The organism is Pseudomonas frederiksbergensis, from assembly GCF_000802155.2.
In the GTDB taxonomy this organism is placed as follows: domain Bacteria; phylum Pseudomonadota; class Gammaproteobacteria; order Pseudomonadales; family Pseudomonadaceae; genus Aquipseudomonas; species Aquipseudomonas frederiksbergensis_A.
On record NZ_JQGJ02000009.1, the window covers coordinates 106020 to 119259 of the forward strand.

At 58.4% G+C, this 13240-nt stretch carries 12 protein-coding genes and 2 tRNA genes; 13 read left to right on the forward strand and 1 reads right to left on the reverse strand.

The features are described from left to right. Positions 1-74 precede the first annotated feature (74 nt). Genes carB through JZ00_RS17805 form a run of 3 tightly spaced genes read left to right on the forward strand, consistent with a single transcriptional unit; the run spans position 75 to position 4208 of the window. Complete coding sequence (gene carB / locus JZ00_RS17795) at positions 75-3296, forward strand: carbamoyl-phosphate synthase large subunit (protein WP_039592322.1); 3222 nt, start codon at positions 75-77, stop codon at positions 3294-3296. A 2-nt stretch (positions 3297-3298) separates the two neighbouring features. Continuing rightward, entirely contained in the window at positions 3299-3775 is a 477-nt protein-coding gene (gene greA, locus JZ00_RS17800) for a transcription elongation factor GreA (protein WP_030139783.1), read from the forward strand. A gap of 28 nt (positions 3776-3803) precedes the next feature. Continuing rightward, positions 3804-4208, forward strand: coding sequence for a hypothetical protein (locus tag JZ00_RS17805; RefSeq protein ID WP_039592321.1), 405 nt, complete (start codon positions 3804-3806; stop codon positions 4206-4208). Positions 4209-4217: 9 nt separating this feature from the next. Here JZ00_RS17805 and JZ00_RS17810 read toward each other — a convergent pair whose 3' ends face one another. Continuing rightward, positions 4218-4526 (reverse strand): YhbY family RNA-binding protein, encoded by a 309-nt coding sequence (locus JZ00_RS17810; RefSeq protein ID WP_039592320.1) that lies wholly within the window; start codon positions 4524-4526, stop codon positions 4218-4220. 108 nt (positions 4527-4634) lie between these two features. On the opposite strand from JZ00_RS17810, the gene rlmE reads away from it, so the two are divergent. From rlmE to nusA, 10 genes are all read left to right on the forward strand, one after another. After that, complete coding sequence (gene rlmE, locus JZ00_RS17815) at positions 4635-5285, forward strand: 23S rRNA (uridine(2552)-2'-O)-methyltransferase RlmE (protein WP_039592319.1); 651 nt, start codon at positions 4635-4637, stop codon at positions 5283-5285. Between the two features lie 192 nt (positions 5286-5477). After that, a complete protein-coding gene (gene ftsH, locus JZ00_RS17820) occupies positions 5478-7388 on the forward strand; it encodes an ATP-dependent zinc metalloprotease FtsH (RefSeq protein ID WP_039592318.1) in 1911 nt (636 codons plus the stop codon). An 8-nt stretch (positions 7389-7396) separates the two neighbouring features. Beyond that, positions 7397-8248 carry a dihydropteroate synthase gene (gene folP / locus JZ00_RS17825; protein ID WP_039592317.1) on the forward strand — a complete coding sequence of 284 codons (852 nt, stop codon included), beginning with the start codon at positions 7397-7399 and terminating at the stop codon, positions 8246-8248. 16 nt (positions 8249-8264) lie between these two features. Beyond that, the gene (gene glmM / locus JZ00_RS17830) at positions 8265-9602 is read left to right on the forward strand and encodes a phosphoglucosamine mutase (protein WP_039592316.1); all 1338 of its coding nucleotides are present in this window, start codon (positions 8265-8267) and stop codon (positions 9600-9602) included. Positions 9603-9668: 66 nt separating this feature from the next. Next, positions 9669-10424, forward strand: coding sequence for a triose-phosphate isomerase (tpiA, locus tag JZ00_RS17835; protein ID WP_039592315.1), 756 nt, complete (start codon positions 9669-9671; stop codon positions 10422-10424). Positions 10425-10428: 4 nt separating this feature from the next. After that, complete coding sequence (gene secG / locus JZ00_RS17840; protein ID WP_030139789.1) at positions 10429-10812, forward strand: preprotein translocase subunit SecG; 384 nt, start codon at positions 10429-10431, stop codon at positions 10810-10812. Between the two features lie 22 nt (positions 10813-10834). Further along, positions 10835-10920 (forward strand) — tRNA-Leu (locus tag JZ00_RS17845). Between the two features lie 97 nt (positions 10921-11017). Then, positions 11018-11094: transfer RNA gene (locus tag JZ00_RS17850), tRNA-Met, on the forward strand. A 136-nt stretch (positions 11095-11230) separates the two neighbouring features. Further along, positions 11231-11689, forward strand: a complete 459-nt coding sequence (gene rimP / locus JZ00_RS17855; RefSeq protein ID WP_033864484.1) for a ribosome maturation factor RimP — start codon at positions 11231-11233, stop codon at positions 11687-11689. A gap of 59 nt (positions 11690-11748) precedes the next feature. After that, positions 11749-13230, forward strand: coding sequence for a transcription termination factor NusA (nusA, locus tag JZ00_RS17860; protein WP_003177868.1), 1482 nt, complete (start codon positions 11749-11751; stop codon positions 13228-13230). Positions 13231-13240: the final 10 nt, after the last annotated feature.

A 13240-nucleotide genomic window follows, 5' to 3' on the forward strand; every position in this document is an offset into this window, starting at 1 on the left:
GGTGGCCCCCTCGGGCGCTTCAAAGATTGTTCGACGGCCTAGCCGACTGACCTGCGGATTTGAGTGACAAACCCATGCCAAAACGTACAGACATAAAAAGCATCCTGATTCTCGGCGCCGGCCCGATCGTGATCGGCCAGGCCTGCGAATTCGACTACTCCGGCGCCCAGGCCTGTAAAGCCCTGCGCGAAGAGGGCTATCGCGTCATCCTGGTGAACTCCAACCCGGCCACCATCATGACCGACCCGGCCATGGCCGATGCCACCTACATCGAGCCGATCAAGTGGCAGACTGTCGCCAAAATCATTGAGAAGGAGCGCCCGGACGCACTGCTGCCGACCATGGGCGGCCAGACCGCGCTGAACTGCGCCCTGGACCTGGAGCGCGAAGGCGTCCTGGAAAAATTCGGTGTGGAAATGATCGGTGCCAACGCCGACACCATCGACAAGGCCGAAGACCGCTCGCGCTTCGACAAGGCGATGAAATCCATCGGCCTGGACTGCCCACGCTCGGGCATCGCCCACAGCATGGAAGAGGCCAACGCCGTCCTGGAGCGCCTTGGCTTCCCGTGCATCATCCGTCCGTCCTTCACCATGGGCGGCACCGGTGGTGGCATCGCCTACAACCGTGAAGAGTTCGAAGAAATCTGCGCCCGTGGTCTCGACTTGTCGCCGACCAAGGAACTGCTGATCGACGAATCGCTGATCGGCTGGAAAGAATATGAGATGGAAGTTGTCCGCGACAAAAAGGACAACTGCATCATCGTCTGCTCCATCGAGAACTTCGACCCGATGGGCGTGCACACCGGCGACTCGATCACCGTCGCACCGGCCCAGACCCTGACCGACAAGGAATACCAGATCCTGCGTAACGCCTCCCTGGCGGTGCTGCGCGAGATCGGCGTGGAAACCGGCGGCTCCAACGTCCAGTTCGGCATCTGCCCGAACACCGGTCGCATGGTGGTCATCGAGATGAACCCGCGGGTATCCCGTTCGTCGGCGCTGGCGTCGAAAGCCACCGGCTTCCCGATCGCCAAGGTCGCTGCCAAGCTGGCCGTGGGCTATACCCTGGATGAGCTGTCGAACGACATCACCGGCGGCAAGACCCCGGCGTCCTTCGAGCCGTCCATCGACTACGTCGTGACCAAGCTGCCACGCTTCGCCTTCGAGAAGTTCGCCAAGGCCGACGCCCGCCTGACCACTCAAATGAAGTCGGTCGGTGAAGTCATGGCCATCGGCCGGACCTTCCAGGAATCCCTGCAGAAAGCCCTTCGCGGCCTGGAAGTGGGCGTTTGCGGCCTCGATCCAAAGCTGGACCTGAGCAACCCGGAAAGCATGAGCGAGCTCAAGCGCGAGCTGACCGTGCCGGGTGCCGAGCGTATCTGGTACGTGGCCGATGCCTTCCGCGCCGGCATGACCGTCGAGCAGATCTTCGGCATGAACATGATCGACCCTTGGTTCCTGGTACAGATCGAAGATTTGATCAAGGAAGAAGAGAAGGTCAAGACCCTGGGCATGTCCAGCATCGACCGCAACACGATGTTCCGTCTCAAGCGCAAGGGTTTCTCCGACATGCGCCTGGCCAAGCTGCTGGGTGTGACCGAGAAGAGCCTGCGTGCCCATCGCCACAAGCTGGAAGTGTTTCCGGTCTACAAGCGCGTCGACACCTGCGCGGCCGAGTTCGCCACCGACACCGCTTACCTGTACTCCACATACGAAGAAGAGTGCGAAGCTGCGCCTTCGACCCGCGACAAGATCATGATCCTGGGTGGCGGTCCTAACCGGATCGGCCAGGGTATCGAGTTCGACTACTGCTGCGTACACGCGGCACTGGCCCTGCGCGACGACGGTTACGAGACCATCATGGTCAACTGCAACCCCGAAACCGTCTCCACCGACTACGACACCTCCGATCGCCTGTACTTCGAACCAGTGACCCTGGAAGACGTGCTGGAAATCGTCCGCGTCGAGAAGCCAAAAGGCGTGATCGTCCAGTACGGCGGCCAGACTCCTTTGAAACTGGCTCGCGCCCTTGAAGCTGCTGGCGTGCCGATCATCGGCACCAGCCCGGATGCGATCGACCGTGCCGAAGACCGCGAGCGCTTCCAGCAGATGGTCGAGCGCCTGAACCTGCGTCAGCCGCCAAACGCCACCGTGCGCAGCGAGGACGAAGCGATTCGTGCCGCCGCCAAGATCGGTTACCCGCTGGTGGTGCGTCCGTCCTACGTCCTGGGCGGTCGTGCGATGGAAATCGTCTACCAGGAAGACGAACTCAAGCGCTACCTGCGCGAAGCGGTCCAGGTGTCCAACGACAGCCCGGTGCTGCTGGACCACTTCCTCAACTGCGCCATCGAAATGGACGTGGATGCGGTCAGCGACGGCAAGGATGTGGTGATTGGCGCGATCATGCAGCACATCGAGCAAGCCGGCGTTCACTCCGGTGACTCCGCTTGCTCGCTGCCGCCATACTCGCTGCCTGCACACATCCAGGACGAAATGCGCGAGCAGGTCAAGAAAATGGCCCTGGAACTGGGTGTCATCGGCCTGATGAACGTACAGCTAGCCCTGCAGGGCGAAGACATCTACGTCATTGAAGTCAATCCGCGCGCTTCTCGGACCGTACCGTTCGTTTCCAAGTGCATCGGTGTTTCCCTGGCGATGATCGCGGCCCGCGTAATGGCTGGCAAAACCTTGCAAGAGCTCGGCTTTACCAAGGAAATCATCCCGAACTTCTACAGTGTCAAGGAAGCGGTGTTCCCGTTCGCCAAGTTCCCAGGTGTCGACCCGATCCTCGGCCCGGAAATGAAATCCACTGGCGAAGTGATGGGCGTGGGCGACACCTTCGGTGAAGCCTTCGCCAAGGCCCAGATGGGCGCCAGTGAAGTGTTGCCGACGGGTGGCACGGCGTTCATCAGCGTGCGTGATGACGACAAGCCACTGGTTGCAGGCGTGGCCCGTGATCTGATCAACTTGGGCTTCGAAGTGGTCGCAACTGCCGGTACTGCCAAGCTGATCGAAGCAGCAGGCCTGAAAGTTCGCCGCGTGAACAAGGTGACCGAGGGCCGTCCGCACGTGGTCGACATGATCAAGAATGACGAAGTCACGCTGATCATCAACACCACCGAAGGTCGCCAGTCGATCGCCGATTCCTATTCCATTCGTCGCAACGCGCTGCAGCACAAGATCTACTGCACCACGACCATTGCGGCAGGCGAAGCGATCTGCGAAGCACTCAAGTTCGGTCCCGAGAAGACCGTGCGTCGCTTGCAGGATCTACATGCAGGATTGAAGGCATGAGCATAACCAAGTACCCCATGACAGTTCAGGGCGCGAAGGCCCTGGAAGAAGAACACGCTTTCCTCACCAAGGTCGAGCGCCCGCGCTTGAGCCAGGCTATTGGCGAAGCGCGTGAGCTGGGCGACCTGAAGGAAAACGCCGAATACCACGCTGCCCGAGAGGAGCAGGGTATGGTCGAGGCGCGTGTCCGTGACATCGAAGGCCGCATGCAGAATGCAGTGATCATCGACGTCACCACGATCCCGCACACTGGCAAAGTGATTTTCGGCACCACCGTGGAAATCGCCAACGTCGAGACGGATGAAAGCGTTACTTACCAGATCGTTGGCGAGGACGAGGCAGACATCAAGCTCGGCAAGATTTCAGTGGGTTCACCTATCGCTCGCGCCTTGATCGCCAAGGAAGAGGGTGATGTGGTTGCCGTGAAGACGCCTGGCGGTGTCATCGAGTATGAGATTGTCGAAGTCCGTCATATCTGAGCGAAGGCGTCCGCTGCGCGCGGGCGCCATGATCTGGCAGCTCGCCCAGATGTTGTGGGTGGGCGGCGTCTGGTTGCTGCACGTCGGTCTACTGCCGGTGCTGGGGCAAATCGGCCTGGCGCCGCTGCTCATCGATGAAATCGCAAGCGTGCTGACGGCGCTGCTGGTCGGATTTTCCGCCGCATGCGTCATGTTCCAGGTTTTGGTACTGGTCCAGATCGAAGGTGTTGCTAGTCTTTGGCGCGACATCCGTGGGCAATTGCTGCTCATGGCGTTGTATGCGTGCGCAATGTTCCTGGCGGTGCGTCTCGGCTGGCCGGGAGCAATTCAATGGCAGGTATTCAGTTACCTGGTGTTGGGCTTTTCCGGATTGATACTGGTGTTGCAGCCGGTGCCCGGCTGGAGTGGCAGGGTGCGCGAAGCGCACCCTTGACCCTTGGCATCACTTGAAACGGTGCACATTCGACAGTTGCTTGTTGACGCTGAAATTCTTGCGATAAATCAGCGCCATCTTGCCGATGACCTGTACCAGGTCTGCCTTTCCGGCTTTGCATAGCTCGGCGATGGCAGCCAGGCGGGCTTCGCGATCGAGTATGTTGAGCTTGATCTTGATCAGCTCATGGTCACCCAGGGCGCGCTCGAGTTCGGCGAGTACACCTTCAGTCAAACCGTTGTCAGCCACAGTCAAAACCGGTTTCAGATGGTGGCCAATGGATTTGTATTGTTTCTTCTGCTCTTGAGTGAGCGGCATAATCTGACCCCTGCGTCTGATCTTGTAAAAAGCGGCGGCCAGTTTACCCGAGCAAGTCCGGCACCGCCCAGTTAATCACGACGCGATTTATTTTTTTAGAGGTGGCCCGTGGCCCGTTCCAAGACAAGCCAGAACTGGCTCAAAGAACATTTCAACGATCCCTACGTCAAAATGGCGCAGAAAGACGGCTATCGTTCGCGCGCCAGCTATAAATTGCTGGAAATCCAGGAGAAGGATCGCCTGATCCGCCCTGGCATGACCGTGATCGACCTCGGTGCAGCGCCGGGAGGCTGGTCGCAAGTGACCAGTCGTCTGATTGGAGGGCAGGGGCGGCTGATCGCTTCCGACATCCTGGAAATGGATGGCATCCCCGACGTCACCTTCATCCAGGGCGATTTCACGGAGGACGCGGTGTTGGCGAAAATCCTCGAGGCCGTCGGAAATACCGAAGTCGACCTTGTGATTTCCGATATGGCCCCCAATATGAGTGGATTGGCGGCTGTCGACATGCCTCGTGCGATGTTCCTCAGCGAACTGGCCCTAGATCTTGCGGGGCGGGTTCTGCGTCCGGGTGGTGATTTCCTGATCAAGGTTTTCCAAGGCGAAGGCTTCGACGAATACCACAAGGGCATCCGCAAGCTGTTCGACAAAGTGCAGATGCGCAAGCCATTGTCGTCCCGTGACCGTTCTCGCGAGCAGTACTTGCTGGCGCGTGGGTTCCGCGGGATTGAAGGCGCTGCCAGCGATGAGCGTCTTTAATGAGGGGCGATAGTTTTTTTTGTCTCGCCTTGCAAAAGCCGCGTAACGAAAATTACGCGAGTCAAAGTTTCACAAAGGGTTACAGACGGCGCCTGCCAAGTCGCAGGTAATGTAGTAAGTTAGGCCGGTGAATATCATGCGAAGCGCGCGCCAGTAGCGGAGCTTGCTTCAGAGGGTAGTTAATTGAACGATATGGCAAAGAATCTGATCCTGTGGTTGATCATCGCAGCAGTCCTTGTGACCGTGATGAACAACTTCTCCAGCCCTAACGAGCCGCAGACCCTCAACTATTCCGACTTCCTCCAGCAGGTCAAGGAAGGCAAGGTCGAGCGCGTAGCGGTTGATGGCTATGTGATTACCGGCAAGCGCACCGATGGCGACAATTTCAAGACCATTCGTCCGGCCATCCAGGACAACGGCCTGATCGGCGACCTGGTGGATAATCGTGTCGTGATCGAAGGCAAGCAACCCGAGCAGCAAAGCATCTGGACGCAGCTCCTGGTCGCAAGCTTCCCTATCCTCGTGATCATTGCGGTGTTCATGTTCTTCATGCGCCAGATGCAGGGCGGAGCCGGAGGCAAGGGCGGGCCGATGAGTTTCGGCAAGAGCAAGGCCCGGCTGTTGTCCGAAGATCAGGTCAAGACCACCCTTGCCGACGTCGCAGGTTGCGATGAGGCCAAGGAGGAAGTGGGTGAGCTGGTCGAATTCCTGCGCGATCCGGGCAAATTCCAACGCCTGGGCGGCCGCATTCCACGTGGCGTGCTGATGGTCGGCCCACCGGGTACTGGTAAGACGTTGCTGGCCAAGGCGATCGCCGGCGAAGCGAAAGTGCCGTTCTTCACGATTTCCGGTTCCGATTTTGTCGAGATGTTCGTCGGCGTGGGCGCGAGTCGTGTACGTGACATGTTCGAACAAGCCAAGAAGCACGCTCCTTGCATCATTTTCATCGACGAGATCGACGCTGTCGGTCGTCACCGTGGCGCCGGCATGGGTGGTGGTCACGACGAGCGTGAACAGACTCTCAACCAGTTGCTGGTCGAGATGGACGGTTTTGAAATGAACGACGGCATCATCGTGATTGCCGCTACCAACCGTCCTGATGTGCTCGACCCTGCGCTGTTGCGTCCAGGTCGTTTCGACCGCCAGGTCGTCGTGGGGCTGCCGGACATTCGCGGTCGCGAACAGATCCTGAAGGTCCACATGCGCAAGGTGCCGATGGGTGATGATGTCGCTCCAGCGGTCATCGCCCGCGGTACGCCGGGTTTCTCCGGCGCAGACTTGGCAAACCTTGTAAACGAGGCGTCGTTGTTTGCGGCCCGTTCCGGCAAGCGCGTCGTGGAAATGAAAGAGTTCGAATTGGCCAAGGACAAGATCATGATGGGCGCCGAGCGCAAATCGATGGTCATGTCGGAAAAAGAAAAGCAGAACACGGCTTACCATGAGGCGGGTCACGCCATTGTCGGTCGCGTAGTGCCTGAGCATGATCCGGTGTACAAGGTATCGATCATCCCGCGCGGTCGCGCGCTGGGCGTTACGATGTTCCTTCCGGAAGAAGACCGCTACAGCCTTTCCAAGCGTGCATTGATCAGTCAGATCTGTTCGCTGTATGGCGGTCGTATCGCCGAGGAAATGACGTTGGGCTTCGATGGCGTAACGACCGGTGCGTCGAACGACATCATGCGTGCCAGCCAGATTGCTCGGAACATGGTGACCAAGTGGGGCTTGTCCGAGAAGCTTGGACCGTTGATGTACGCAGAGGAAGAGGGCGAAGTGTTCCTTGGACGCGGTGGTGGTGGGCAGCATGCGAGCTTCTCGGGCGAGACTGCCAAGCTTATCGACACTGAAGTTCGCAGCATCATCGACCTCTGCTACGGAACGGCCAAGCAGATCCTCACGGATAATCGCGATAAGCTGGATGCGATGGCTGATGCCTTGATGAAGTATGAAACCATCGATGCCGAGCAGATCGACGACATCATGGCAGGCCGCACGCCTCGCGAACCTCGTGATTGGACGGGCGGCACGGGTACCTCGGGTACGCCTCCGGCGGTGCAGGGCGAGCGTCCGGAAACACCTATCGGCGGTCCGGCGGCCGACGTCTAAGGCTTGAAATGACTTCTGTCCAGTCCTCGACCCGGTTGCCTTGCGGCAACCGGGTTCTTGATTTGGCCCATGTGCATGTCATGGGTATCCTTAACGTCACTCCAGACTCCTTTTCCGATGGTGGGCGCTTCAATCAGCTCGACGCTGCGTTGCGGCATGCGGAGGCCATGGTCTCGGCTGGCGCGACGCTGATCGATGTGGGGGGCGAGTCCACCCGTCCGGGTGCTCGGGCGGTTTCGCCGACTGAAGAGCTGGAGCGAGTGGCGCCGATTGTCGAGCGCATCCATCGCGAGCTTGATGTCGTTATCTCGGTCGACACGTCCACGCCGGCAGTCATGCGTGAGGCGGCGCGCCTGGGGGCGGGGCTGATCAATGATGTTCGCGCCTTGCGCCGCGATGGCGCTCTGGATGCGGCCGCTGCCACGGGCCTGCCGGTTTGCCTGATGCATATGCTTGGCGAACCAGGAACCATGCAGGACGACCCGAGCTATCACGACGTGACCAGGGAAGTGGGCGAATTCCTGGCGGAGCGCATGGGCCTTTGTGCTGCTGCGGGTATTCCTGCCGAGCGCATCATCCTTGATCCCGGATTCGGTTTTGCGAAGACGCTGGCGCACAATCTGAGCCTGTTCAAACATATGGAAGCCTTGCATGCCCTGGGGCGGCCCCTATTGGTCGGCGTCTCGCGAAAGAGCATGATAGGCAATGCCTTGGGTCGCCCGGTGGGAGACCGTCTGTACGGTGGTCTCGCCCTGGCGGCCCTGGCCATTACAAAAGGCGCGCGTATATTGCGAGTGCATGATGTAGTCGAAACAATGGATGTCGTGCGGATGATCGCAGCCGTGGATTCAGCCGAATAAGAATGATGGAGCACTTATGAGTAAAAAATATTTTGGCACCGACGGCATCCGTGGTCGGGTCGGCGAATATCCCATTACCCCTGATTTCATGCTCAAGCTTGGCTGGGCTGCCGGCATGGCGTTCCGAAAAATGGGTGCCTGCAGGGTCCTCGTCGGTAAGGACACGCGGATATCCGGTTACATGTTTGAGTCGGCCCTTGAAGCCGGCCTGACGTCGGCGGGAGCCGATGTCATGCTGCTCGGGCCAATGCCCACGCCTGCTATCGCCTACCTGACCCGCACTTTCCAGGCGCAGGCCGGCATCGTGATCAGCGCGTCGCATAATCCCCATGACGACAACGGCATCAAGTTCTTCTCCGGCAAGGGTACCAAGCTGCCTGACGAAATCGAGCTGATGATTGAAGAGCTGCTGGATGCGCCGATGACGGTGGTTGAGTCAAGCAAGATCGGCAAGGTCTCCCGGATCAATGATGCATCGGGTCGCTACATTGAGTTCTGCAAAGGCAGCGTTCCAACCGGTACCAGTTTCTCAGGGCTCAAGATCGTGGTCGATTGCGCCCATGGCGCAACCTACAAGGTTGCACCCAGTGTATTTCGTGAGTTGGGCGCAGAAGTCGTCGTGCTTTCCGCCCAGCCGAACGGGCTGAACATCAACCATAACTGTGGATCGACCCATACCGAGGCATTGCAGGCCGCCGTATTGGCTGAGCATGCCGATCTCGGGATCGCCTTCGACGGAGATGGCGATCGAGTGCTGATGGTCGACCACACCGGTACGGTTGTCGACGGTGATGAGCTGCTGTTCATCATCGCTCGCGATTTGCACGGGCGTGGCAAGCTGCAAGGCGGCGTCGTCGGAACATTGATGAGCAACCTCGGCCTTGAACTGGCCCTGGCTGATCTGGATATTCCCTTTGTGCGCGCCAATGTGGGCGACCGCTACGTGATTTCCGAGTTGCTAGAGCGCAGCTGGGTGATTGGTGGCGAAAATTCGGGGCATATTGTCTGTTTCGACCACACCACCACTGGCGATGCGATCATTGCCGCCTTGCAAGTGTTGATGGCGCTCAAGGCGCGTAACGAAAGCCTCGCGCAGTCGCGCCAGGCGTTGCGCAAGTGTCCGCAGGTGTTGATCAATGTACGTTTCGGCGGGGGTGTGAATCCGCTTGATCACGCGACGGTCAAGCAAGCCAGTGAGCGCGTCACCCAGGCAATGGCAGGGCGTGGAAGGGTATTGTTGCGCAAGTCGGGAACAGAGCCTTTGGTGCGCGTAATGGTCGAAGGAGAGGACGAAACCCAGGTCCGTGGTTATGCCGAAGAGCTGGCAAAGCTTGTTACTGAAGTTTCTGCCTGAATTCGGCTTGCCAGTCATGAAACGGTTGGGTAACATCTGCGCCCACTTTGACCGACGAGGTACAGCATGCGTCGCCCTATGGTAGCTGGTAACTGGAAAATGCACGGTACCCGCGCCAGCGTCGCTGAGCTGACCAACGGCCTTCGTCATCTGGCCTTGCCAAGCGGTGTTGATGTCGCGGTATTCCCGCCCTGCTTGTATATCAACCAAGTGGTTGATGCCTTGAAGGGTAAGTCGATTTTGGTCGGCGCGCAGAACTCTGCGGTGGAATCCATGCAAGGTGCGCTGACCGGTGAGATTGCGCCGAGTCAGTTGGTGGATGCAGGGTGTTCCCTGGTCCTGATCGGACATTCCGAGCGTCGCCAGATTATGGGCGAGCAGGACAAGATGCTGATCCGCAAATTTGCTGCGGCTCAGGCTTGCGGTCTGATTCCGGTGCTGTGTGTAGGGGAAACTCTCGAGCAGCGTGAAGCCGGCAAGACGCTTGAGGTTGTCGGGCGTCAGCTGGGCAGCATCATAGAAGACTTGGGTGTCGGTGCTTTTGCAAAGGCCGTCATTGCTTACGAGCCGGTCTGGGCCATTGGTACAGGGCTCACGGCTTCGCCGCAGCAGGCGCAGGATGTGCACGCCGCCATCCGTGCGCAGTTGGCGGCAGAGAATTCTGAAGTGGCACGAGGTGTGCGGCTTCTATACGGCGGCAGCGTGAAGGCGGCCAATGCGGCTGAACTGTTCGGCATGCCGGATATCGATGGGGGGCTCATTGGTGGAGCGTCCCTGAATGCAGATGAGTTCGGTGCGATCTGTCGCGCCGCGGGAAACTGAAAAAATGCTGGAAACAGTCGTAGTCGTTTTTCATCTGCTGGGCGCGCTGGGTGTAGTCGCTCTCGTATTGCTGCAGCAGGGTAAAGGTGCGGATGCTGGTGCGTCTTTCGGTGCAGGTGCTTCAAATACTGTATTCGGAAGCCAAGGTTCCTCTACCTTTCTTAGTAAGTTTACTGCTATACTCGCCGCCGGTTTCTTCATAACCAGCTTAGGGTTAGGTTACTTTGCTAAAGAGAAGGCTCAAGAGCTGACTCAGGTAGGTTTGCCAAATCCAGCGGTGTTGGAAGCGCCAAAGCAACAGCCGGCTTCTGATGATGTCCCGGTGCTTCAAGAGCAAAAGTCGGCCAACTCGGCGACTGACGTACCTCCAGCTCAAGAGCAGAAGTAAGAAGGTTTCAAGCGCTGTATTTGCCGAGGTGGTGGAATTGGTAGACACGCAACCTTGAGGTGGTTGTGCCCATAGGGTGTAGGGGTTCGAGTCCCCTTCTCGGTACCAATTATCAGGAGAGCCCGCTTTTGCGGGCTTTCTTGTAGGTGGAAGCGTTACATTGACCCTATTAGGGATCGGTCGTATACTTCCGCCCCAGCTTTGTCGCGGGATGGAGCAGCCTGGTAGCTCGTCGGGCTCATAACCCGAAGGTCGTCGGTTCAAATCCGGCTCCCGCAACCAGTTTCAGGGCCCCTTCCAAGGGGCTTTTTGTTAGCTGGACACTTTACAACGCCGCTGTTCAACGGCGTTTCAAGGATGGGCGTTTCGCCCATTTTTTATTTTGCACAGCATGCACTACATGCACGAGGGGGTTCAGGTGTCGAGCAAGCTAGAAGAGTTGCAGGCCTTGTTGGCCCCGGTGGTCGTGGCCCTAGGCTATGAATGCTGGGGTATTGAGTTTTCGGCTCAAGGTCGCCACTCAATGTTGCGCGTTTATATTGATAAGGAAGGCGGTGTGCTGGTGGACGATTGCGCCATTGTCAGCCGTCAGATCAGTGGTGTACTGGATGTTGAAGATCCAATCGCCTCCGAATACACCCTTGAAGTTTCCTCGCCTGGCATGGAACGCCCTCTGTTCACTCTTGAGCAGTTTGCTTCGTTTGCCGGTGAACAAGTGAAAATCAGGCTGCGCTCGCCTTTCGAAGGTCGACGCAACTTCCAAGGCCTTCTACGCGGTGTAGAAGAGCAGGATGTCGTGGTTCAAGTAGACGAACACGAATTCCTGTTGCCGATCGATATGATCGACAAGGCCAACATTATTCCCAGTTTTGACTGATACGTGCCAGATACTGCGGATCCCGCGGATCCAATGGCTTGCGAAAGGCGAGGCGTACGATGAGCAAAGAAGTACTGCTGGTTGTTGAGTCGGTATCCAATGAAAAGGGCGTACCGGCTAACGTTATTTTTGAAGCGCTGGAGCTGGCCCTGGCCACTGCTACCAAGAAGCGGTTCGAAGACGAAGTTGATTTGCGTGTGGAAATCAATCGCCACACGGGTGCCTACGAGACGTTCCGTCGCTGGACGGTAGTCGAGGAAGCGGACCTGGACGACCCGGCTATCGAAACCTGGCCGAGCAAGGTTGCGGAAACGCACCCGGGCGCCAAGGTCGGTGATGTCGTCGAAGAAAAAATCGAGTCCATTGAATTCGGTCGCATCGCTGCACAGACTGCCAAGCAGGTTATTGTGCAGAAAGTTCGCGAAGCCGAGCGCGCGCAAGTCGTCGACGCTTATCGCGAGCGCCTGGGGGAAATCATCTCCGGCACCGTGAAAAAAGTGACCCGCGACAACGTGATCGTCGACCTGGGCAACAACGCCGAAGCGTTGCTGGCTCGCGAAGACATCATTTCTCGCGAAACTTTCCGGGTTGGCGTGCGTTTGCGTGCGCTGCTCAAGGAAATCCGCACCGAGAACCGCGGCCCGCAGCTGATCCTGTCGCGTACTGCGCCGGAGATGCTGATCGAGTTGTTCCGCATCGAAGTGCCGGAGATTGCTGAAGGCCTGATCGAAGTCATGGCCGCGTCCCGTGATCCGGGTTCGCGTGCCAAGATCGCGGTCCGCTCCAAGGACAAGCGTATCGACCCGCAAGGTGCCTGCATCGGCATGCGTGGTTCGCGTGTCCAGGCCGTATCCGGCGAGTTGGGCGGTGAGCGCGTGGACATCGTCCTGTGGGACGACAACCCGGCTCAGTTCGTGATCAATGCCATGTCGCCTGCTGAAGTGGCGGCAATTATCGTCGACGAAGATGCCCATGCCATGGACATCGCCGTTGGCGCAGACAATCTGGCTCAGGCCATCGGTCGCGGTGGTCAGAACGTGCGTCTGGCCAGCCAATTGACTGGCTGGACCCTGAACGTGATGACCGAATCGGACATCCAGGCTAAGCAGCAAGCTGAAACCGGCGATATCCTGCGCAACTTCATCGAAGAGCTTGAAGTCGATGAAGAGCTGGCGCAGGTGCTGGTGGATGAAGGCTTTACCAGCCTGGAAGAGATTGCCTACGTACCGGTGGAGGAAATGCTCAACATCGACGGCTTTGACGAGGAAATCGTCAACGAGCTTCGCGCTCGGGCCAAGGATCGTTTGTTGACCAAAGCCATCGCTACTGAGGAAAAGCTGGCAGACGCCCATCCGGCCGAAGACCTGCTCTCGCTTGAGGGCATGGACAAGGATTTGGCGATGGAACTGGCGGTGCGCGGCGTAATTACCCGCGAAGACCTGGCCGAGCAGTCTATTGACGATCTGCTCGACATCGACGGCATTGACGATGATCGTGCCGGCAAGTTGATCATGGCCGCCCGAGCCCACTGGTTCGAGTAATTAGGCGCGG